The organism is Streptomyces sp. S3(2020), assembly GCF_013044505.1.
Lineage (GTDB): Bacteria > Actinomycetota > Actinomycetes > Streptomycetales > Streptomycetaceae > Streptomyces.
The window spans coordinates 1-22,761 of record NZ_JABERD010000156.1 but is presented as its reverse complement, the minus strand read 5'-3'; the positions used below and the strand labels follow the sequence as shown (position 1 = coordinate 22,761).

The window sequence follows — 22,761 nt, the reverse complement described above, 5'->3', positions numbered from 1 at the left end:
ACAACCAGGGCGCACGCCTGTATCGCACCGGCGACGTCGTACGGTGGAACCCCCAGGGGCAGTTGGAATACCTCGGCCGCAGCGACGACCAGGTGAAGATACGCGGATACCGCATCGAACCCGGCGAAATCCGCGCCGCCCTCGAACACCACCCAGCAGTGTCAGGCGCCGCCATCACCGCCCTGGACCACCCCGCCGGCGGAAAATACCTCGCCGCATACATCACCACGACCAGCACCACGGACGCAGTGCCCTTCGACGCACTCCGCGAGCACCTGGCACGGTCGCTACCGGACTACATGGTCCCCGCGACGTTCACACGCCTGGACCGATTCCCGGTCACCGCCAACGGGAAACTGGACCGCCGCGCACTGCCCCAACCAGACCTCACCGCGGGTGCAGCCGACGGCCGGCCACCACAGACCGACACCGAGATCACCCTCGCCGGCATCTTCCGCGACGTACTACACCTCAACGACAACACCGATCTCGGCGTCGACAACGACTTCTTCCGCCTCGGCGGGCACTCACTGCTCGCCGCACGAGTCGTCGCACGCGCCAACGCACAACTCAGCACCGCACTCACACTCCGCGACGTCTTCGACCACCCCCGCATCAGCGAACTCGCCCACATCGCCGACACCACCACCAAAACCACCAAGACACCCAGCACACGAATCGGCGAACTGCCACGCCCCGCCCTGATCCCCGTCTCCTACGGACAACAAGCACTCTGGTTCACAGAGCAGATCGCAGGGCGTTCGATCTATCGCACAGAAATCGTGCTGCAAGCAGGCGTGCGGCTCGAGTTGGATGCTTTGGCAACGGCGGTACGTCGGGTAGTCGCTCGTCACGAGATATTGCGCACGATCCTCGTGCCGGACGAGGCGACCTCATCGCTCCGCCAGGTCATCTGCGCGGCTCCCGACGACGACACCAAGGTCCTGGAGGTCGAACACGTCGGTCCTGAGCCACTCAGCGACAAGATCGCTCAGGTTGCCGCACTGCCACTCGACTTCACCTCTGAGTGCGGGCTGAAGTTTCATTTGTTGCGCCATCCCGGTGGCGATGTGCTAGTGGCTTACGGGCATCACATAGTCACCGATGCGGATTCCTTTGGGATCCTTGTTCATGAGCTGAACAAGTTCTATCTCGAAGCGGCTGCCGGCAATTCCACCGAGGCCGCGCCCTTGTCGATCCAGTATGCCGATTTCGCGGTCTGGCAGCGACATGTGCTGGGCAGCCGGAAAGATCCGGGGTCTCGCTACCAATCGGACCTGCGGTACTGGCAGGACGTGCTGTCAGATCTCCCGACGGAAACCGTCCTACCCCTCGACCAACCACGCGACGGATCCGAAGAACGAACCATACGACCTGCCACCACGTCCCTCACCGGTGATGAGACAGCCACGGTCGACGAGTTCCTGGTCGAGCACAAGGCAACACCGCTTCAGGCGTTGATTGCGGCATTTTCGTTGGCGCTCTGGGATGAAGGTGCCGGGGATACGGTACCTATCGGCACCCCGGCCAGTTTGCGCGACCAGCCCGAGTTGCAGGACCTCATCGGGTACTTCGTGAACACCGTCGTGGTGCGCGCCGATATCGACGCTGCAACCGGGTTCGCGCAGACGCTGCTCAGTTGCCGTGATCGCATGCTCGAGGCTGCTGACCACAAGCTCGTTCCGTTCGAGCACGTCGTCGAGGCGGTGAACCCGCCCCGCCAGGTCGGGATCAGCCCGCTTTTCCAGGTGATGGCCGCCTACGTGGATCGCGGCGGAGATTCGGGTGCGGCGTCGCCGCTCACCAACTACGCCTCGACCACTGCGGATGGTCCACTGACATCTCAGCCTGCGCTGTTCGATCTCGTGTCGAGCATCGAAAGGCTTGACAGCGGCGCATTCGGAATGAATCTGAACGCGGCCCGCGAGTTGTTCTCGGCGGAAACCACGTCACGATTGTTGCGGAACACAGCGCGCTTCCTTGTGCTCGGCTCCCAGCACCCGGATTTGACGGTCAAGCAACTCGCCCAGATCGTTCGTGCCTACGACGAGGGCCGGGCCAAAGCTGACAACACCGTCGGTGACGTTCGCCGCTTCCGTCTGCCGCTTGAAGATTTCGACATCAGCGTGGCTCCGCTCTGGCGGGCGGCGATCGACCACGTCAGTCACGCCCTGTCGGGAGCAGGCCTCGCCTTGCGATTGGCGATCCGTGACAGCGGCGCCGGTGAACTGGTCGCCGAGACCGGCAATCCTGAGATGCTGGATGCGGTCAGGGAGAAGCTCACCGAGCTGGTCACCGCCTATCAGGCAAAAATTCCGATGGTCGTCGTCACGTCCACGCGGGCCGCGTCCGGCTACAAGGACGACGAGTTGGCGGCTGTCCTTGACGATCCGTTCTGGGAGGACTGGGTAGATCAGCTCGCTGATGCGACCGCCACTGTGCTGCGGCAGCGAGGCGACTGGGAAGCGTCAAGCGGCACGGCTGGACGTGCGGTTCCCGCCGCAACTGAAGCCTCCCTGCCGTCCGTTGTGCTGACGGCCGTGGCAGAGGCGTTGGCCGGGATCGCTGAAGGTGATCTGCTCGTGGAGTTCCACGAGTCCGACGGTCCCCTGATGACACGTAGATTCCCCGTGTTGCTCGACGATGGCGAAGTCATCGGACTGAGCCCGGAGCGAGCGACCGAATACGCCGTGCTGGCCGCACACCCCCGATTCAGCCGCTTCTTCGACGATCTTCCGATCCCACGGATCCGCGTGAGTGTGTTCCGTAGCCAAGCGGAGCCGATCGCCGAGCCTGCCGCGGGTGTCGGCGTACCGGGGGACGGACTCGGCATCCAGGTCCACGTCTCGGGTCGTGAGCCCGGCGACCAGGTCGTCCGCGTCTGGGTGGAGTCGGCGGACACCGTTGACGTCGACACGCAGGCGCTGGCCGCCGCGATTACTGAAGAGATTGTCGGCGCCGGGCTCCCTGCTGCTGGCCACGAGCGCCGAGACGCATTCACTCTGCGTCGCGCTGACCGGGTCACGTTGACGCCCGCCGAAGAAGAATCCATCCGAGCCCGCTACGGGCGCGATACCCAGATCCTGCCGCTTGCCCCCTTGCAGCGCGGATTGTTCTATCACCTGCTGCGGTCCCAGGAATCCGACGACCACAACACCTACGTCTCGCAGATCACCCGGCAGATCGCGGGAGATCTCGATCCCGAGCGGATGACGGCGTCCATCGCCAGCGCGATGGAGCGGTACCCCAACCTCAAGGCAGCGTTCGTGCCTCCCGGGGACGTACAGGTCATCCCGTCCGGCGTCGAAGTCCCCGTGCGGGTCATCCGACTGGACGAGTGGGGCGGCCGCAAGGTCGACGTCGAGCAGTTCCTCGCGACCGAGCGAGGTGAGCCGTTCGACTTCGAGATCCCGCCGCTGATCCGATTCACGCTGCTCGAACAGGGCGACCGAGCGTGGACGATCGTCATGAGTTTCGAGCACATCCTGCTGGATGGCTGGTCCATCAACGCGGTGTTCGATGAGATCCTGAGCATCTACGCCGATGACGAATACGCCGATCGGGTGCGACCGGCGTCTTTCCGCTCCTACCTCGACTGGGTCGACGACCAGGATCCCGAAACCGCCTATCGCGCCTGGGACCACTATCTCGCGGAACTGGCCGGCCCAACGTTGCTGCGCCCTGACTTCGTCGACCTCGGTGACGCCCAGAGCGAGACCGGTGAACTCCACCTCGATCTCAGCCCGGCAGAGGCCGCGAGGGTGTTCCGTACCGCACGAGATGCCAAGGTCACGGTGGGCACCTTGTTGCAGACCGCCTGGGGGATCGCGCTCAGCCGGCTCACCGGAAGCAACGACGTCGTCTTCGGTAACACCGTTTCCGGCCGGCCGCCGTCGTTGCCCGACTCTGACCGAATCATCGGGCTGCTGTTCAACACAGTCCCGATGCGGGTGAATCTACCCCCGTTCGAAACCAATCGGCAGTTGCTCGCCCGGGTCCAGTCCGAGCAACTGCACGTCATCGACTATCCGCAAGCCGCTCTGACACAGATCCAGACCAACGCAGGCGTTCCTGTCCTGTTCGACACGCTGTTCGTGGTGCAGAACGTGCCGTTGGGCAAGAGTGCCGGGGAAGAAACAGCCGGGTTGCAGGTCGTCGGCGCAAAGGTTGATGACGCAACCCACTACCCGGTGACGTTCGCGATCGACCCGGAAGAACGCGATGGATCGGCGACCGTGCACGTGCGCCTGTCCTACCGCCGGGACGCTTTCGATGCTCCGGCCGCCGAGCTGTTGCTCAATCGCTACGTGCAGGTACTCACTTCGCTCACTCGCCGGCTGGACAAGCCCGTTGGCACGATGTCCGCGCTGTTGCCGGACGAGGCCGCCCCGCACACGGGTATCGCCGCTGACCTCATCCGCGACATCGAACCGGTCACGGTCGCCGAGCTGCTGCACCGGCAGGTGCGGCTGTCCGGATCCGAAACGGCACTTGTCGCCGGAGACCGCCTGTTCACCTTCGCGGAGTTCTTCGCCGAAGTGAATCGCTACGGCCGACTTCTGCTTGACGAGGGAGTGCGCCCGGAGCATCGGGTCGCGCTGCTGCTGCCGCGCGACGAGCGCACGGTCATCGCGATGTTCGCGGTGTTCGCCATTGGAGCCGCTTACGTCCCGGTGGACAGCGAACTGCCGGACGAACGGATCGGCTACATGATCGAGGTCGCCGAACCGACCGTCACTCTGGTGACCGACCGCGACGTGGATCGGCTCACCGGCGCCGTCGGCAAGGTGATCAACCTGGACTCCGCAACGACGGCGGATCACCTCGAGCAGAGTGATACAGCTCCGATCACGACAGCGGAACGAGGTGGGCAGGTCTCGCTCGACAACCTCGCGTACATCATCTTCACCTCGGGAACCACCGGACGGCCCAAGGGAGTCGCCGTCGGCTACCGCGGACTGACGAACATGTACGTCAACCACGTCGAGAAGATCTTCGATCGGGTGGTGGACCACCAGCGCGGGCGCCGGTTGAAGATCGCGCACACGACGTCATTCTCCTTCGACGCCTCATGGGAGCAGCTGTTCTGGCTGCTGAACGGCCACGAGGTGCACGTCATCGACGAGGAGATGCGTCGCGACCATCAGCGGCTGCTGGCGCACTACGACGAGGTGCGCATGGACGGGTTCGATGTGACCCCGTCCTACGGGCAACTGCTGGTCGAGGAAGGGCTGCTGGAGCGGGACCGGCCGGCCGGCAGCTCCGTATCCTCCGATGCGCCCGGTGTCGTCTTCGTCTCCCTCGGCGGCGAGGCGGTCCCCGACCGGCTGTGGCAACAGCTGCGCGGCGCACCCGGAGTCGAGTCGTACAACCTTTACGGACCCACCGAGTACACGATCAATGCCCTCGGCGCCGATCTGGCCGACAGCGCCACCTCAAGTGTCGGAACGCCGATCTTCAACACCCGGGCCTACATCCTCGACGAGAATCTGCACCCCGCGCTTCCCGGCGTCGCCGGTGAGCTCTACCTCGCCGGCCATGGAACCGCGCGCGGATACTGGGGGCAGTCCGCGCTGACCGCCGAACGTTTTGTCGCCTGTCCGTGGGAACCAGCGGAACGGATGTATCGCACCGGCGATCTCGCCCGGTGGAACGATACCGGGATGATTGACTACCTCGGTCGCGCCGACGAGCAGATCAAGATTCGCGGTTACCGCATCGAACCGGACGAGATCCGGGACGTGGTGCAAGGATTCCCCGGGATAACACGCGCCGAAGTGGTCGCCTTCGAACATTCCACGGGGCCGCAACTGGCTGCCTACTACAGCACGACCGCAGACACCGACATCAGTGAGTCGTTGCGTAACCATCTGACCAGGTACTTGCCTGACTACATGGTCCCGGCAGCCCTTGTCACGGTGGACTCCTTCCCCCTCACCCCGACCGGGAAGCTGGATCGCCGAGCCTTGCCTCCGGCCGACATAGCCGCGTCCGGACTCGGCACGGGCCGGGCACTCGAGTCGGACACGGAGCTGGCGCTGGCCGCGATATTCCGCGAGGTGCTCGACCTTGACGAGGGTCTGGTCCTGGGCGCGGCAAACGATTTCTTCCGTCTGGGCGGCCATTCGCTCGCGGCCATGCGGCTGGCTTCGCAAATGAATCGCACGTTCCCCGTGAACATAGCGATGCGGGACGTCATCACCGCTTCCACGATCGGCGAGCTGAGTTCGGTGGTCGACAAGAAGATGCAGCCGGACGCGGATCCCGAGGTCGACATCACCGCGATCGCGACCCGCTTCACTCAATCCCTGAACGGCCGCACTCTGTTCTGTGCACACCCGAAGTTCGGCGCCTCGTTCATGTACTCGGAACTGTCGAGATACCTTCCGCACGGCGTCGGACTGGTCGGAATCGACGATCCGGCGATCGTCGGTCTGGATGTCGAGTTCGATGACCTCGAAGACCTCTCCGCGACCTATGCCGACATCATCCAGGGTCTCCAGCCGACCGGACCGTACGAACTACTGGGTTGGTCATATGGCGCACATGTCATGTTTGCCGTCGCGCGCCAGCTCCTCTCCCGAGGGGAGCGCGTCGGCCCTCTGGTGATCGTGGATGCCATGCCTGCCGGTTCGGAGAACTCGACGGAACGCCTCGAACGACCGGGATCTTCCGAATCGATGCGTGACGAAATGCTCAAAGCCTTCGGCGAGGAAGCGTTCAACGAGTTGCTCGCCGACCCGAAGCAACTCAAGGCTGTCGAGACGGCCGGCCGCCGCTGTGATGTGCTGACGTCCGCGCCGACGCGGGGCACTCTCGACATCGAGGCGCTCGTGATCGCGTCATCCGCGACGCATACGCCCCGAGTGGCGGAGCTGGGTCGTGAGGACGCGCTGGGATGGAACAGCCACTTGACCAACTTCTCGTTCTTCGTTGCTGAAGGCGAGGACCATCAGTCCATCCTCGAACCCGATTCCGGTCTACCAAAATGGGGCCCACTGCTTACGAACCTGTTGGTCAAGGAATCAGCTACCGATGAGGAATAGTCAGGTCCTGTCACCGGGGACAGTCAGCTGAGTGGATTTCGTTGTCCGGTGCGGTACGGCACGCCGTACCGCACCGGACGCGGCGAACCCGAGATCGCGGGTTCCTCAGGTGATGGCGGCGGCGTCTTGCAGGCTGTCGAACAGAGCCGCGCGGCGCATGTAGGCGCGGGCGGTATCGAACTTCTCGGCGGTGCGGCGCAGTTCGTCGAAGTTGCGTCGACGCACCTCGGGGTCGCGTTGCTCCAACAGCCGCTTGTTGGCGATCGTCTGGGCCTGTACGTAGTTCACTGCGGCATGGCGACGCTGGCGGCTGTAGAGGTCGAGCAGGTCGTCGCCGGCGTCACCGGCGATCACCTTCGCGAGCTTCTCCGTCAGGTTGATGGCGTCATGGATGCCGCCGTTCATGCCCATGCCGCCGATCGGGTTGTTGACGTGCGCGCTGTCGCCGGCGAGCAGGATGCGCCCCTGACGGAAGGTCGCGGCCACGCGCTGATTGACTCCGTAAACGTCGCGGTACTCGACGTGGTAGGGGCCGGACTTCGGGAGGAACTTCTGCAACCGCTCCTCGACGCGCTCCGCCGACAACGCGGTGGCATCGTCCTCGTCCTGGCCGATCGGCAGAATCACTCGCCAGAGCCCCTCGGGTGCTTCTCCGCGCACCTTGAACACGTTGGCCCACTCGTTCGGGTCGGAGAAGTAGTTGCGAAACGCCAAATCCGGCTTGACGGTCTTCAAGTCGAAGCTGGTCGCGATCTTGATGAACCGCTCCGGATAGGTGAATCCCTCGAACTCGATGCCGGCGAGCTTTCGCACCGTCGATCGGCCACCGTCACAGCCGACGACGTAGGCCGCCTGCATGCGTTCTGTGCCGGCAGGTGAGGTGTACTCCACCTCGATGCCGCTCGCGGTTTCGGTCAGGCCGGTCAGCGTGTGGGAGAACCGTACGTCGAAGTCGGATTCGTTCGCGTACTCCTCGGCGATGGCAGCGGTCAGCTTGTACTGCTCGAACTGCAGCACGTACGGGAACCGGATCTCGTCCTTGAGCCGGCCGAGGTCGAACTCCGCCACCACCTCTCCGGTCGGCCGGTCGTGGAAGCGATAGGTGCTCGAGAGCAGACTGCGCGCCCGGATCTTCTCGGTGACGCCCAGTTCGTCGAGCATCTCCAGTGTGCTCGGATGGATGGTCGCCGCGCGCTGATCCCGTACCGGCGCCGCCTCGCTCTCGAGAACGGTCACCGGGATACCGAGCCGATTCAGCGCCAGGGCGCAGACCATTCCGACGGGGCCCGCGCCCACGACGAGGACACGTGTGGTCTCGTTCGACATGCGCCTAGCTCAGCTCGCGCTGCAGGCGCTTGCTGACCTTGCCGACCGCGGTGTACGGGAACTCGTCGACGACCTCCACGACATCGGGGAGCTTGAACGTGGCGAGACCCTTGTCGCGCAGGAACTGGCGCAGCTTGCCCAGGGTGAGCTCGGCCGCGCTCTCCGGCGTCCGGGGAATCAGGTACGCCTTGATGCGTTCGCCGAGAACCTCGTCGTCGACGCCGACGACGGAGACGTTGTGGACGCCGGCATGAGTGAGCAGCGCGTTCTCCAGCTCCTCTGGCGCGATCTTCTCGCCGCCCCGGTTGATCTGGTCCTTCGACCGTCCCACGACCCTGATGAAGCCCCGCTCGTCCCGCTCGACGATGTCGCCGGTGCGGTAGAAACCATCGCTGGTGAACGCCAGCGCGTTCTGCTCGGGGTTGCGGTAGTACCCGCGGATCACCGACGGTCCCCGGGTCAGCAAGTGGCCAGGTACACCGGGTGGTACCTCGTTGCCCTCGTCATCGATGACTATGCACTCGTCGGCCGCCGAGGCCGGTCGGCCCTGGTACCGCACGCTGGTGGCCCGGTCGACATCGGCAGGATTGCTGACGACCAGGCCCTCACCCATCCCGAAACTCTGCGACAGCTGCACGCCGAACTCCGGTTCGACCCGGCTCGCCACAGATTCGGTCAGCTTCGCGCCGCCGCACATGAGCGTCTTCAGGCTGGAGAGGTCATAGCGCTTGCGGAGAGAGGAGTTCAGCCAGGCCAGCAGGATCGGGGGCACCAGCGAAGCGCGGGTCACCCCGTGCTTCTCGATCAGCGGGAACGCGGTGTCGGGGCTGCCGTTCGGTGCGATCACGATGGTGGCGCCCACGCTGAACGCACCGAGGAATCCGGGCGAACGGGTCGACATGCTGTGGCAGATCGGGATGACCAGCAGATGCACGGTGCGCTCGGTGATACCTCGTTCCCCGACGCTCCTCCGCAGTGCGTAGCCGTACGTCTGGTGGGTGTGCGGCATCAGCTTCGGAACGCCCGTCGTACCGCCTGACATCTGCAACAGAGCGACGTCCTGCGGGCTGCACCGTCGCGCGTGCTCAAGCGATCCCTTCGACAGCAACGCCTCGAACTCGGCGCCGCCGCCATCACGTTCGAGTACTACGGTGTGCTCCAGATGGGCCCACCGTTGCTTCAGGTCGGCAGCCATCGCAGCGAGGTCGGTACCGCTGTCCGAGGCGACCGTGATGTAGGCACGCGCCTCGGTGATCTCGATGAAATGCTCGATCTCGGCACGACGGTGCGCGATGGGAGCGACGACGGGAACCGCCCCGAGCTCCCACAAGGCGAAGACGACGGCAATGTACTCGTAGATGTTGGGCAGGTGTACCACCACCCGGTCGCCACGACTCAGTCCCAGATCCCGCAGGCCGGCAGCGAGGCGCAGGACCTCGTCCGTGAGCTGTCCATAACTCAACTGGGCTTTGCGGTCGATGACAGCGAGTTTGTCGGGAAAGCGCTCCGCGGTGGCGAACAACAATTCCGGCAGCGTCTGATCGCGCCAGTTTCCCTCGGCGAGGTATTTGGCTGCCGCCTCCGGCGGAAACGGCACGACCCCGTCAAGGGCCAGCGGTTCGATGCTCATTGGTTTCCCTTCGAGGAGCTACCTTAAAGGTCGTATAGGGTAGGCTACCCTAACTTATCTACGATCAGCGGTGCTGAATCCGATCCGCCAGGGCGCGCAGAGTGTCGTTCAAACACGTGACCGACCGAACCGGGATCGCGGCGCTGCCACCGGAAGACGTCGAGGCCGACGAGTGGGCCGGCGACATGCCCCTCGATACGCGTTGTCCCGGCTCGGACATCCGGCCGTGCCGATCCTGACGGTGAAGAACCGCGAACCCATCTGGCCCGACGGAGTGATGGGCAGCCACATGCATGGCGACGGGTAACGCGCCGCGGCGGTCACGAGCCCGCTGGGCATTGCCTCGGTCGGCTTCGACGCTGATCGCCGATGACACAGGCTTCCTCAGGGACGGGGACGCCTCGGCGTGTGTGGCCCGGCAGTACACCGGAACCCGCAGGCAAGGTCACCAACTGTCAGGCCAGGGGGTCCTTGCACCTGGCCTCCGACTATGCGTCGGCTCCGTGCGGCTTGAGCGCCGCCACGTACGCCAGGCTCGCCTCGCGCAGCGCGAGATGCCAGTCGCAGCTGACCGAGTAGGCACAGTCGGCGACCACCGCTCGGCAGCCGAAGCCCGCCGCCTTCCCGTGGACCACGAGAGCGGCAGCCAGCTGCGATTCCGTACGAAAGGCCGGATCCGAGCGGCCGCGGGTGAAGTGATGGGCGGGGGTGTACGGAGTCGCGTACAGCGGGCAAAACACACGGCCGTCGGTCCAAACTGTGGTCACCGTGACGATGCCATAGTCCGTCTTGCCCAACCGGCCCAGCCACTGCCGGCCCACATGCGCAGTTACCGTCCCGGCCTTGCGGTCACCGGAATCGTCGATCACGATCACCCCGCCGTAGTGCGGAGCCTCGCCGGCTGCTCGCGCAGCAGCTCAAGCCGCCGGTCGTTGGCCTGCTCGCCCTCCCAGGGGGACTCCAACAGAAAGAACTACGGCCGCTGCACCCCCGGCATCCGCTCCCCCGGTGCCAGCAGCCCGGTCAGGGACTCGCGATAACCCCGTCGCTCGCCAGGCTGAGAAAAGGGCGTCGAACCGGGCCGCGTACTCCTCCAACGACCCCGGTGCAGGCGGACACGGACGGCGAGCAGTCATCTCCGGCCCCCAGCAAGGCAGTTGACTCCTACCACTGGCCTACGGCCAACCCGGTACGGCATCGGCAACCTCACGGCACAGGTAGGCCGGAATCATTCGGTCATCGGTGAAGCCGATGAAAAGCAGTGGCCTCGTGATCGCATTCTTTGCCGCGACGAGTTCTTGAGCTGGGCGGACGCCTCAAGCCGACCGCGCTCACCGGAATCCATCGGCTCCGCCGAGTGGGCCAGTACGTCGCGCCAGTCCCGTGCCTCAGTGGCATCGCTCAATGTCGCGCGAGACAGGTTCAAGATCGCCTCGATTCCGGCCTTGTACTCGGCCGACAGCGCCACGGACATATCGAACAGCTGTCACTCGCCGACGTTCAGGCGCCGGTTCACCTCATCGAGGCGCTCATGCGCCGCCATCGCCACTCCTCGCCGCACGAGTTCCGGGCGACTCAGCGCCAGCTCCTGCAACGACGTGTGCGCCCAGCGACGTTCCAACCACGTGCGCGGGTCCACCCATGTGCGCCATACGTTGCCCTGCGCGCCGGTGCCCGTCACGAGTACGACGAGGTCGCCGTCGCCGACCTCGTCGTACGTCAGATCCAGTCCGCCGACGGCCAGTTCCGGCAGCAGCACTCCGTCTTCGTGAGTAGCGGAAGATTCAGGCTGATGTCTGTCGTTGCTTCGTGTCAGCCGAGGCTCAGTACGGCGTCGAGCCCGACCGTCACTCCGGTGAGATTTGGGGCGGCGCGCAGCGCGGTGAGCACTCCGGGCATGAGGGACTCGCGTGTTACGGAGTCGTATCGCAGCCTCAGGATTTCACCGTCGACGCCGAACAGCACCTCTTGCGATGACATGAACCCACGGACTCTGATCGAGTGTACGGAGACTCCCTCGATCCGCCCGCCGCGCACGCCATGTGGGTCGAGGTAGGTGGCATCGGGTGATGGGGCGCAACCCGCTTGGGCGCGAGCGCGACTGATCAGTTCGGCCGTGTGCTGCGCCGTTCCCGATGGCGCGTCCACCTTGCCAGGATGATGCATCTCGATGATCTCGACAGACTCGAAGTACGGGGCGGCCTTTGCGGCGAACTTGGTCAACAGCACCGCACCGACCGAGAAGTTCGGAACGACGAACACGCTGACGTCACCATGGTCGACCAGCGCGGCGCGGATCTGCTCCACAGACCGCTCGTCGAAGCCGGATGTCCCCACCACCACATGAACGCCTTGCTTGATGCACCACTGGACTTGCTCGTGGGCAACGTCCGGTGGGGAGAACACGAGCACGACATCAGCGTTGTGGTCGACGATGTCCTGCACGTCGTCATCAACGTCGATCTCGGCAACCACGGTCAAGTCGGAGCTGGCCTCAATTGCGCGGACCGAGGCCACGCCCATCCGCCCGCGAGCCCCCAACACAGCTACTCGAGTCATATGGTTAGCCTAGCCTATGTTGACCGCCCGGCTCCAGTGCCCAGAGTCGCACGGGATGGGATCTGCGAGCGGGACGGATCTGGATGTCAGAAGCTGCTTGAGCGGCGCAAGCGCTATCGAGCCAAGGGCTGATCGGGTTGACTGGCAACGGCCATTTCGTTCTGGCTCTTCGACACTTTCCGTGAACCCGTTGATCTTGGTGTAGCCATCCCCGGCGGGGGATCATTCTTGTGGCCCGCTCAAAGTTCTACTCCCGTACCTGCCGGCTGTGGCTGTCGGCCAGGTGGTCAAGGTCGGAAGCGCCGTGCTCATCACCGCCAGTTGCACGGCGCCGACGGTCCAGCGCACCGCCTGCGGAGTGTCCTCAAGGCGGGTGCACAGCCGGTACGCACGAAGACTCGCTGACGCAGCGATCGGCGGGCAGGAGACCGGGATCGGTCTGGATGTCCGCCGCTTCTTCTGTGACAACGCGGAGTGCGCCAAGAAGGCGTTCGTTGAGCAGGTCGAGGGGCTGACCTTCCGCTACGGACGTCGGACGGTGCTGCTCCAACACGTTCTGGAACAGCTGGCCTTCGCACTGGGAGAGCAGACCTGCGACCGCCTCGCCACCCACCTGTCGACTCTGATCAGCGGCACCACGCTGCTGCGACTGATCCGACGCTTGGAACTGCCCGCGGTTCCCGAGCTGGAGACCCGATCAACAGGAGGATTCCCACCATCGAGTGACAGTCATCCCGCGCCCCGTGGGGATCTCCGCCTACAATAAACTTGCCAGGGCCTTGTTCACGTGTATGCCGACAGTCACCGAAGTTGTGGCTGAGACACACTGCACGGCTGACTCAACCTAGGATGAGACACTCCAACGCGAGCCACACGCGCTCGCATAGCGTTGCCAGTCTCGTAGTGGTCCGGGACGATCGGCCAGGACCAGCGTCCTTCGCCGCCCTCCACGACGGGACCGGCGGATGACGCGCTCACCGCGACACCCCCGCCGACGAGGCGCCCGGGAAGGTGAGCGCCTGTATTCGCCAGGCGTGAATGTGCTCCATCCCACGGGCCAGCTTGTCAGCCAGGTACCGGCCGGACAGATGGGTGTACTGCACGCTGGAATCGGTGTGACGGTGGCCGTCGAAGGAGGCGATCGTGTGCAACTCCCAGCCCATCCTGGCCAGATCGGTCAGACACAGGGGCCGGGTGGTGTGCGTGGAAGAGCGCGGGAGTCGGCCTTCACGGCGATCCGGCGTACGACCTTCGACCACGTCCACAGGTCAGGGGCTGTGCGTAGTTGCGCCGCGACTCCGACAGGAACAGCGGTCCTCGCGCCGTACTGATGGTGGCGCGGTGCGCGAGACAGGCCGACATCAGCACCCCGGTCGACGCCGAGTACAGGACCACCCGCTCCAGCCGGTTCTTCGTCGTCTCCGCCCGGACCCGCAGCGTGCGGTGGGCCGGATCCAGATCATCAGTCCGCAGCGAGCACAACTCCTCGCGGCGCAGCGCGGCGTCGTAGGCCAGGGCAGGCATCACACGGTTGCGGATCGGCTCCTGCCGTGCAACCTCCAAGATGCGCAGCCACTCCTGTTCGCCCGGAATCCACGACAGCTTCGTCAGCCGCGGCACCAGGCCGCGCTGGTGGCCCCCGGCCCGCCGACCGAGGGTATATCCGCCCCGGCCGACAGGGTTGGACTCCCGCAGGCCCTCTTCAATCAGGAAGTCCTAGAACAGAGGGACTGGCACCAGGCGCTGTTGGATCGTGGAGTTAGCCAGTCCCGACCCTGAATCGATCGGGATCACGTTCCCACCGCGACGATGGGGACGCGACGTCACCTCCCGTACATGGACGGAGACATGGGGAGATTCCGCGCAACTCTTAAGATGCTCGAGCGCCAGCACTACGGGCGGGCCGGATTCGATCTCCTCAAACGCCGCATCCTGCTGGCCAGTTGGATGGCTTTTCGGAAGGTGCCAAAGAGCCGGCTTGTCATGGCCGCCGTCAAACAAGGGCGGTCACTGGCCTTTCTCCAGCGTAAAGAGGTTCATCCGGTACGAGTTGACGACGGGCGGGACCAGGCGCGCCAGCAGGCGCATGCCGTAACGGTGGCGCCATGGCCAGGTACGGGCCACGTCCGGCTGCGCCGTGGCGAATGTCCTGCTCTCGCGCAGCCTCAGCCCCCAGTCCTCCAGGGTTTTCGGATCGTCGCAGGTCCAGGTCATCCGCGCGTCGACGACCTTGAACACCGGGTTGCGGTCCTGGTTGCGCATCATGGCGCCGCCGCCGGTGTCGAAGCTCAGGTCGGCCCCGGGGAAGCGGTCCGCCAGAGCCCGTACGACGGAGCGGACCTGCTCCTCGTCGAGGTAGAGGAGGACGGCCTCGCTGACAAAGAAATACGGTCCGCCGGTCCGCGCGACCTGCTCGAACCAGTCGGTGTCCAGTACCGAGGCCGCGAGGGTCGTGGTCCGCTCGGAGTCGGTGAAGAACCGCCGCCGCAACTGGACGGTGTCCGGCAGATCGAGGTCGAACCAGCGCGCCCGACCGTTGTCGAGGCGGTGCGAACGGGTGCTGAGTCCTGCTCCGAGTTCGATCACGGTGCCGTCGGGGTGTTCGGCGAGGAACCGTCTGACCCACCCGTCGAAGATCGCACTGCGCAGTACGGAGCCGCCGAGGGAAGGGCCGCGGAACTTGGCGAAGTCGTAGTCGATCCGCTCGACCATGCCGCATGCTTCGTCGTCCCTCAGGACCGGGTGGCGGGCCCGCGCGTCGAGCGCGCGCCCGTACAGCGGAATGAGCAACGTCTCCTGCACAGTGCCCAGCCGCACGCTCTCCTTGGCCACACAATCACCACCCAGACGAAGTTAGGCTTACCTAAGTAACCCTAGGGCTGTGTCGGCTGGACATCAACTCCCTTGTGCCCATGGCATTCCCGCCGAGCGTCGCGGGCCCCTGGCCGGGCACGCGGGGCCGCCCAGTTCCGTCACCGTCATCGCCGGGGCCCTGTACGCGGACTGCAAGGACCCCCTGCACTACGAGCAGGGTGGCATCAACGACGGCTTCCCCTTCCTCCTCGGCCACGAGGCCGCCGGGGTCGTGGAATCGGTGGGTGCGGGGGTGACCGATGTCGCGCCTGGGGACTTCGTGATCCTCAACTGGCGTGCCGTGTAAGGGCAGAGCAGGACCTGTCGATGCGGCCCCCGGTGACTGCAGCAAAGTCCTTGCGGAGCCCGTTGGCGAAGGCTGACGGCAGGGCAGCCGATGATCCACCGAATTACGTCGGCAACTGCGGGCGGTGGAGGCGGCATCAGTCGTGACCGTTTTGTCAGGCAAGGGCGTTGAGGAAGCGACGGACGCTCTTGCGGCATCCTTGGTAGCCGCGAGCGGCGATCTCATTCCTCAGAGTCTGCGCATTCTCACACCCGTCGGCCCACCGGCGGGCGAGGTACGCCTTGTGCGGGGTCAACACACTGGTGCGGCTGGGACGTTCACCCAGCACACTGGGAGCTCGGGCACCTCCGCCTGAAGCGGTCCACGGGCCGAGAGGTGCGGTGCCGACAGCTGACCCGCTACGTCTCCCTGAGGACAAGATCGGGGCGATTCCCGGGCAGCCGACGGTTCCGACGAGACATACGTGCGCCACCATCTCCCCCGCCAGGCGGGCCATGGTCAGGGTGCGTTGAACAGCGTGGGGAAGCGGGGAGCGAGCCAGGGTTTGCGGCCCCAGGCGAGCACATCTCCGCGTGCCATGGCCTGCCACGGGCCCCGTCGTCCCAGCGCGATGAGAAGAAAAGCGGTCGGCTCGGTGACGATGGTGCAGTCCGAACGCTCCGGCGGGCCAGGAAGCACGTCGACCGTGCCGTCGGTGAAGGTGACGCCGAATGCCGCGCCGCCCCGGATGCGCAGGGTGTATCGGGCCGTCAGCCCGGACGTGGCGGCGATGCGCGGCATCGCTGTCTTCAGGAACGGCAGGCACAACCCGACCCGCATCTCGTTGATCATGTGCGGACGACGCAGCGCGCGGGCGAGATCGTAGCCATGGCCCAGCATGTGGGTGAGCAGGTACGAGGCGAGAACGTCCTGGTCCATAGGACCGAGCGGGGTCAGGAGCATCCGGCCCTCGGTCCCGACCGCCGCAGCGCGGTCCACCGCGTCCAGGAACCTGTCGGCCTGCTCCACGAGCATCGTGGCCAGCGGTTCCGCCCCGCGTTCGGGGAACTCGATGAGGCTCTGTGCGTTGGCCGCCGCGAGGCTCTGCGGCGTGCCGTCGCCGTAGAGGCGTTCTTGGCCGGACGCGAGATCAGCCATCAGTTCGTTGGCCAGTACGAGGTGGGCGGCCGTCTCCCCGGCGGTCCACTCCAGCCCCGGTACAGAAACGGTCATGTCCGTCGCGCCGTCCAGGAGCGCGGCAATGGCCCTGGCGGTCTCCTGTATCGCCTCACCGAGCCCTTCCGGCAGGGAGCCTCTGGTGCTCGTCCGCGTTCCCCGCTCCACGCCGCTCGTTCTCCTCAGGTCTCCGTGATCACTCACTTGTAACGGGGTACAAAACCAGACCCACCGGTCCGGGGCAAGGTCCTGAGCACCCGTACATCGGGCACTTCGAGAACCGAGGCCATCGAGAGAACATGCTCACCGACCTGGTGCCCGCGCCGAACAGTCCGGAGCCGCGCCCTGGGACTGCTGGAGGCGACTCAACGGGACCCCCTCATGAGCCTGTTACGAGCTCTACGGATCCCGTGCCCGGACCAGACCGCACCGGTCGCCAAATCAACATGTCGGTTCTCTGCGAGCCGTCAGGCACGGACAGTGCGGAAAACCTGCCAACTTCTTCTCCACAACGCGTTCCTACGCTCCCTCCCATCACCCACCGAACCCAGGGAGTCCTCGATGGCCCGAGTCATCGCCGCCGCAACGCCGTTCCACGGCCATGTCCAGCCTGTCCTGACCATCGCCGCGGACCTCGTGCGGCGCGGGCACGAGGTCACGGTGCTGACGGGGGCCCGGTTCGCCGACGCCGTACGGGAGGTGGGCGCCCAGCATGTGTCGCTGCCGCCGGCCGCAGACTTCGACGACCGGAAACTGGAGGTCTACTTCCCCGAGCGCTCCGCGATTCCGCAGGGACCCGCGCAGCTGGAGTACGACATGAAGTACGTCTTCGGCGACCCGACCGCAGCCCAGTACCGGGCGCTGCGCGCGCTGCTGGCGCGTTTCCCCGCGTCCGTGGTGATCAGCGATCCCCTGTTCTTCGGGACGGCCGCGCTCACCCTGTCCGCCGCGCCCGGGCACCGCCCGGTCACGGTCGGCCTCGGGATCACCCTGCCCATGCTGCTCAGCGAGGATGCACCGCCGCTCGGCCTGGCGATGCCTCCGGTGGTCGGGGAGGGCGCCAAGACACAGCACCGGGCGATGAACGTACAGGTCAGAGAGATGTTCGCGGACACCCAGCGGCATATCGAGGAGAACTTCGGGGAGAGCGGCACCCAGCTGCCCGGCTTCATTCTCGACTGCGTGGTCACCGTGCCGGACCACTATCTCCAGCTCACCGTCCCCGGCTTCGAGTACCCGCGCGGCGACGCACCGGCCTCCTTCCGGTTCGCCGGACCGGCGCCCGCCGGACCGCAGCGGCCCGGGGTGCTGCCCGACTGGTGGGGGGAGCTGAAGCACGAGACCCGGCCCGTCGTGCTCGTCACCCAGGGCTCGTTCGCCAACGACGACCTCACGGATCTGGTCAGGCCCACCATCGACGCGCTGGCCGGCGAGGACGTCCTCGTCGTGGCGGCGACGGCACGCGCCGACGGCCCGGCCGCACTCGGGCCCGTACCGTCGAACGCGCGCGTCGGCGGATATCTGCCCTTCGAGGAGCTCCTTCCGCACGCTTCCGTGCTGGTCACCAACGGCGGGTACGGCGGGGTGCACATGGCTCTGCGGCACGGCGTACCGCTCGTCGTGGGCGGTGCCGGGGAGGACAAGCCGGAGATCGCCACCAGGGTCGAGTGGAGCGGCGCCGGTGTCGACCTGCGCTCCGGGAGGCCGTCGCCGGAGGCGATCCGCGACGCCGTGCGCAGGGTCCTGAGCGAACCGGGGCCCGCCCGGCGCGCGGCCGAGCTGCGGGACGAGTTCCACCGCTATGACGCGTTGGCAGTCGTGGCGGAGGTGGTGGCCGACGCGGCCGGGTAGAGCGGCACGGCACGCCTGAAATGTCCTGCCCGTAAGCCGCTTCACCGCCGCTGCGTAGCATCGTGACCCGTTTCTCGACGGACTCGGGGCGAATTGCGGAGCGGATGCGATGGAACCACCTTTGTTGCGGTTCTCGGTGCTGGGGAGTGTCCGGGTCTGGCGGGACGGCGCCGAGGTCGATCCGGGGCCGCCGCTGCGCCGTACGCTGCTCGCGCTGCTGCTGGCCCGGGACGGTTCCCCGGTTCCGTTGGCGGACATCGTCCGGGGGCTGTGGGCGGGCCGGCCGCCGGCCCGCGCGGTGAACATGATCCACCGTCACATCGGCGAACTGCGGCGGTTGTTGGAGCCCGGACTGCCCGCCCGCGCGTCGGGCAGCCGGCTGGTGCGCGGCGGGGGCGGCTACCGGCTCACGGTGCCCGCCGGTTCGGTGGATCTGCTGCGCTTCCGCGAACTCCTCATGAGGGCACGGGAGATACGCGGCGAGGGACAGGCCGAGTCCGCCGTCGCCGTCTTCACCGAGGCGCTGCGGCTGTGGCACGGCCCGGCCGGCGGATGCCCCGGCGAGGCACCCGCGCACCCGGTGTTCACGGAACTCGACCTGGAGTACGCCGCCGCCGTGCGGGAAACGGCCGACACCGCGCTCGGCAGCGGTACGGCGGACCGGGTGCTGCCCACCCTGACGGACACCGCGCACCGGTACCCCCTCGACGAGGGACTGCAAGCCCGCCTGATGCTCGCCCTCGCCTCGGCCGGACGCCGGGCCGAGGCGAGGGAGGTGTACCGCTCGACGGTCGCCCGCCTGGCCGGTGAACTCGGCGTCCCTCCCGGTCCCGAACTGAACTCCGCACAGGAGCGGGTGACTTCGGAGACCGCGTCCCCCGTCACCCACTTCACCCAACTCCCCGTCGCACCGCCCGCTTTCACGGGCCGCGAGCTCGAACTGGCCTGGCTGCGTGCCCTGATCGACGGCGGCTGTTCCGCCCAGGGCACCGACCGTCCCGCGCACAGCCCCGTCATCGCGGCCCTCGGCGGGACAGCCGGCGTCGGCAAGACCGCCCTGGCCGTACACATGGCCCATGAGGTGGCCGACCGGTTCCCGGACGCCCGGCTGTACGTGGACCTGCGCGGTTTCGGCCCGGCCGGACCGCCGCTGCCCCCGGAAGAGGCGCTACGGGAGTTCCTGAACGCCCTCGGTGTGCCGGCCCCGCGGATCCCCACCGGCCTGGACGCCCGGTCCGCCCTCTACCGCAGCCTGCTGACGGGCCGACGGGTGCTGCTGCTGCTCGACAACGCCCGTGACGCCGCCCAGGTCCGGCCGCTGCTGCCCGCCTGTGCCGGCTGTCTGGTCCTCGTCACGAGCCGCAACCGGCTTACCGCCCTGGCCACCGCCGACGGCGCTCATCCACTCACCCTCGACGTGCTCGGCCCGGCGGAGGCCCGCGCGGCGCTGGCAGTGCGGCTCGGCGCCGACCGGATGGCCGCCGAGCCCGCGGTGGTCGACGAGATCGTCGGACTGACCGCGCGGCTGCCGATGGCCCTGTCCGCCGTCGCGGCCCAGGCCGCCTCGCGCCCCGACCTGCCGTTGGCGGCCCTGGCCGCGCGCCTGCGAGACGGGCACGGCACTCTCGGGGCGTTCCGCGACCCGGAGGCCACGGTCGACGTACAGGCGGTGCTCTCGTGGTCGTACGACGCACTGGGCCCCGACGCGGCCCGGCTGTTCAGGCTTCTGGCGTCCCACCCCGGCCCCGAAGTGACCGTCCACGCCGCGGCCGGCATCGCGGGCCTGTCCGTCCCCCGGACCCGGGCCGTGCTCGCCGAACTCACCGGCGCCCATCTGCTCACCGAGCGCCTGCCCGGCCGCTATGCCTGGCACGGCCTGGTGCATGCCTACGCCACCGAACTTTTCCGGAGCGGGGGCGGCGAGGGCGACCGAGTGCCGGCCGCGGTCACAAGCGCGGCACACTTCGTCCATTCCCCCCTGCCTACCCTCCTCGCACCTACTTTCGAGGAGCGTGCGCAGTGACGTACACGGTGAACAACAACTGTCTGTTCCACACGGACGAGGGTCCCAGCGGGGCCACGCCCGGTGAGACGGTCCTGTTCGTGCACGGGGCGACCTGTGACTCGGACGACTGGGCGGCACAGATACCGGCGTTCGCCGCACGCCACCGGGTGCTCGCACCGGACCTGCGCGGGCACGGGCGTTCCATGGGAGCGTCCGGCGGCTTCCACCCGCGGGACTTCGCCGCGGACCTCGCGCAACTGATCGAGACCGTCGACGCCGGCCCGGTCGTCGTGATCGGCCACTCGATGGGCGCCGTCGTCGCCTCGGTCCTCGCGGTCGAACACCCCGAGCTGGTACGGGCCGTGGTCGCCGTCGACCACTCGCACGGCTTCGAGGCGGGGTTCGCCGCGCAGATCGCCGCCGCCTTCGCCACGCCCGACCCGATCGGGGTCGCCACGGCGGTGCTCGGCGGGCTCGAGGGCACCACGGCCGGGTCGGGGTACGAGTCGATCGCCGTCCGGCACCGGCGGCGCGTCCTGGGCATGCACCCCGAGACGGTGCGCGAGGTCTTCCTCGGTCTCTTCGAGAAGGGCACCGACCTCACCGTGCGCCCGCACGCGGAGGCGTACCTCGAACGTCGGGACTGCCCGGTGCTGACCGTCTCGGCGGGTGCCTCTCTCCAGGCCAAGGGACTCGACGGGGACTGGGACGCGGCGGTGAGCCCTCACCCGTACAGCGCGTCCCTGGTGTTGGACGAGGTCGGCCACTGGCTCTTCCAGGAACGCCCGGAGGAGTTCAACGCGCTGGTGCTGGGGTGGATCGACGGGCTTCCCGACTGACGAACGTAACGGGGGTACGGGGGAAAGGCGTTGAGGTGGCTGGGAGGAGGGGCCGTGCCGGCTCCGGTTCGGGGACGAAGACGATGATGCGGTTCGCGGTGCTGGGTCCGGTACGGGTCTGGCGGGACGACCGGGAGGTCCAGTTGGGACCGGCCCAGCAACGGCTGCTGCTGGCGTTGCTGGTGGCGCACGCCGGACGTCCGGTGGCCATGGACGAACTGGTCGACGCGCTCTGGGGCGAGTCGCCGCCGGCCTCTCCGGCCAACGCGGTGTACCGGCACATCGGGGTGCTGCGACGGCTGCTGGAACCCGGCCTGCCCAATCGGGCCACGGGCAGTCTGCTGATCCGGGACGCGGGCGGCTACCGGCTGGCCGCGGACGCCGACTCCGTCGATCTGCTGCACTTCCGCGACCTGCTGCGGCGGGCCCGCGCGGTGGGCCCGGAGGGTGCCCTGTCCCTGTACGGGGAGGCGCTGGCCCTTCGTACGGGGCCGGTCGCCACGGGGGTTCCCCTGGAGGCCCGGTCGCACCCCGTGTTCACCGCGCTGGAGCGCGAGTACCTGTCGGCCGTCAAGGAGGCGGCGGACGCCGCACTGGCGCTGGGTGCGACGGGACCGCTGCTCGCGGTCCTGCACCGCGCCGTGGCCGACCACCCGCTCGACGAACAGCTCCAGGCCCGGCTCGTGCGCGCGCTGGCGGCCTTCGGACAGCGCGCGGAGGCGCTGGACGCCTGGCAGCGGGCCCGGGCCCGGCTCGACGAGGAGCTGGGTATTGCGCCCGGTGCGGAACTGCGGGCCGCGCAGGAGGAGGTGCTGCGCGACGGCGACACCGCGGCCCCGGCCACCGCACCCCGGCCCGCCACCATCGCGGGGTCCACGCGTTCCGAGCGGGTGCCCCCGCGCATTCCCGGGCAACGGCACGCCTCCGACGGGCCACCCGGCGCAGAGGCGAGCACGGGCATAGGCACGGGCACGGGCACGGGCCTGGACGAGTCCGGGCGGAATGACCGCCGGAGCACCGTACGGGGACTCCCCGGCCCCGACCACCGCACAGCACCCGCCGACCCCCACGCCTCGGCGCGGCACCAGCTCGCCGAGCCCCCGACCCGCCCCACGCCGGCCGGCGGGCCCTCCCCCCCCCCCCCGCCCCCGCCCCCGCACGCCCCCCCCCCCCCCCCCCCCCCCCCCCCC

Annotated in this window: 17 protein-coding genes and 2 pseudogenes; 9 read left to right on the top strand and 10 right to left on the bottom strand. The window is 67.3% G+C overall.

Translation table 11 applies throughout. From position 1 onward, the window contains the following. Positions 1-62: 62 nt before the first annotated feature. A complete protein-coding gene (locus HLK59_RS35385) occupies positions 63-7,046 on the top strand; it encodes a non-ribosomal peptide synthetase (protein WP_206327978.1) in 6,984 nt (2,327 codons plus the stop codon). Positions 7,047-7,151: 105 nt separating this feature from the next. On the opposite strand, the gene HLK59_RS35380 is transcribed toward HLK59_RS35385, so the two are convergent. Together HLK59_RS35380 and HLK59_RS35375 are read right to left on the bottom strand one after the other, a co-directional pair. Continuing rightward, complete coding sequence (locus HLK59_RS35380) at positions 7,152-8,372, bottom strand: FAD-dependent monooxygenase (RefSeq protein WP_171145704.1); 1,221 nt, start codon at positions 8,370-8,372, stop codon at positions 7,152-7,154. A 4-nt stretch (positions 8,373-8,376) separates the two neighbouring features. Beyond that, a complete protein-coding gene (locus HLK59_RS35375; protein ID WP_171145703.1) occupies positions 8,377-10,002 on the bottom strand; it encodes an AMP-binding protein in 1,626 nt (541 codons plus the stop codon). Between the two features lie 70 nt (positions 10,003-10,072). On the opposite strand from HLK59_RS35375, the gene HLK59_RS52120 reads away from it, so the two are divergent. Further along, entirely contained in the window at positions 10,073-10,309 is a 237-nt protein-coding gene (locus HLK59_RS52120) for a hypothetical protein (protein ID WP_171145702.1), read from the top strand. A 52-nt stretch (positions 10,310-10,361) separates the two neighbouring features. Beyond that, positions 10,362-10,503 (top strand): annotated as a pseudogene (locus tag HLK59_RS51475) (transposase); the annotation flags it as partial. Here HLK59_RS51475 and HLK59_RS51470 read toward each other — a convergent pair. From HLK59_RS51470 to dapB, 4 genes are all read right to left on the bottom strand, one after another. Continuing rightward, the gene (locus HLK59_RS51470) at positions 10,491-10,877 is read right to left on the bottom strand and encodes a transposase (RefSeq protein ID WP_346779883.1); all 387 of its coding nucleotides are present in this window, start codon (positions 10,875-10,877) and stop codon (positions 10,491-10,493) included. The pseudogene HLK59_RS51475 and the gene HLK59_RS51470 sit on opposite strands and share 13 nt — an antisense overlap. A 353-nt stretch (positions 10,878-11,230) precedes the next feature. After that, positions 11,231-11,470 carry a hypothetical protein gene (locus HLK59_RS35360; RefSeq protein WP_171145700.1) on the bottom strand — a complete coding sequence of 80 codons (240 nt, stop codon included), beginning with the start codon at positions 11,468-11,470 and terminating at the stop codon, positions 11,231-11,233. 18 nt (positions 11,471-11,488) lie between these two features. Next, positions 11,489-11,761, bottom strand: coding sequence for a hypothetical protein (locus tag HLK59_RS35355; RefSeq protein WP_171145699.1), 273 nt, complete (start codon positions 11,759-11,761; stop codon positions 11,489-11,491). A 53-nt stretch (positions 11,762-11,814) separates the two neighbouring features. After that, positions 11,815-12,561 carry a 4-hydroxy-tetrahydrodipicolinate reductase gene (dapB, locus tag HLK59_RS35350; protein WP_171145698.1) on the bottom strand — a complete coding sequence of 249 codons (747 nt, stop codon included), beginning with the start codon at positions 12,559-12,561 and terminating at the stop codon, positions 11,815-11,817. A 268-nt stretch (positions 12,562-12,829) separates the two neighbouring features. Here dapB and HLK59_RS35345 point away from each other — a divergent pair, with 268 nt between their 5' ends. Beyond that, on the top strand, positions 12,830-13,327 hold the full coding sequence (locus HLK59_RS35345; RefSeq protein ID WP_171145697.1) for a transposase family protein: 498 nt from the start codon (positions 12,830-12,832) through the stop codon (positions 13,325-13,327). A gap of 208 nt (positions 13,328-13,535) precedes the next feature. Here the strand turns inward: HLK59_RS35345 and HLK59_RS51465 are convergent, their stop codons facing one another. The 3 genes from HLK59_RS51465 to HLK59_RS35335 form a co-directional block, all read right to left on the bottom strand. Beyond that, positions 13,536-13,712 (bottom strand): hypothetical protein, encoded by a 177-nt coding sequence (locus HLK59_RS51465; RefSeq protein WP_240982829.1) that lies wholly within the window; start codon positions 13,710-13,712, stop codon positions 13,536-13,538. Between the two features lie 76 nt (positions 13,713-13,788). Next, entirely contained in the window at positions 13,789-14,124 is a 336-nt protein-coding gene (locus HLK59_RS51460) for a site-specific integrase (RefSeq protein ID WP_240982828.1), read from the bottom strand. A gap of 444 nt (positions 14,125-14,568) precedes the next feature. Beyond that, positions 14,569-15,393 carry a class I SAM-dependent methyltransferase gene (locus tag HLK59_RS35335; protein WP_171145696.1) on the bottom strand — a complete coding sequence of 275 codons (825 nt, stop codon included), beginning with the start codon at positions 15,391-15,393 and terminating at the stop codon, positions 14,569-14,571. A gap of 184 nt (positions 15,394-15,577) precedes the next feature. On the opposite strand from HLK59_RS35335, the pseudogene HLK59_RS35330 reads away from it, so the two are divergent. Then, a pseudogene (locus HLK59_RS35330) lies at positions 15,578-15,718 on the top strand (alcohol dehydrogenase catalytic domain-containing protein); the annotation flags it as partial. A 501-nt stretch (positions 15,719-16,219) separates the two neighbouring features. Here the strand turns inward: HLK59_RS35330 and HLK59_RS35325 are convergent. Continuing rightward, positions 16,220-17,044 (bottom strand): maleylpyruvate isomerase family mycothiol-dependent enzyme, encoded by an 825-nt coding sequence (locus HLK59_RS35325; RefSeq protein WP_171145695.1) that lies wholly within the window; start codon positions 17,042-17,044, stop codon positions 16,220-16,222. A gap of 393 nt (positions 17,045-17,437) precedes the next feature. Here HLK59_RS35325 and HLK59_RS35320 point away from each other — a divergent pair, with 393 nt between their 5' ends. From HLK59_RS35320 to HLK59_RS35305, 4 genes are all read left to right on the top strand, one after another. Next, a complete protein-coding gene (locus HLK59_RS35320) occupies positions 17,438-18,727 on the top strand; it encodes a glycosyltransferase (RefSeq protein WP_171145694.1) in 1,290 nt (429 codons plus the stop codon). Positions 18,728-18,836: 109 nt separating this feature from the next. Then, positions 18,837-20,750, top strand: a complete 1,914-nt coding sequence (locus tag HLK59_RS35315) for an AfsR/SARP family transcriptional regulator (protein WP_171145693.1) — start codon at positions 18,837-18,839, stop codon at positions 20,748-20,750. Continuing rightward, entirely contained in the window at positions 20,747-21,571 is an 825-nt protein-coding gene (locus HLK59_RS35310; protein ID WP_171145692.1) for an alpha/beta hydrolase, read from the top strand. The genes HLK59_RS35315 and HLK59_RS35310 overlap by 4 nt, the downstream gene beginning before the upstream one ends. Positions 21,572-21,606: 35 nt before the next feature. Then, on the top strand, positions 21,607-22,761 hold a 1,155-nt coding region (locus HLK59_RS35305), incomplete at its 3' end, for a BTAD domain-containing putative transcriptional regulator (RefSeq protein WP_171145691.1).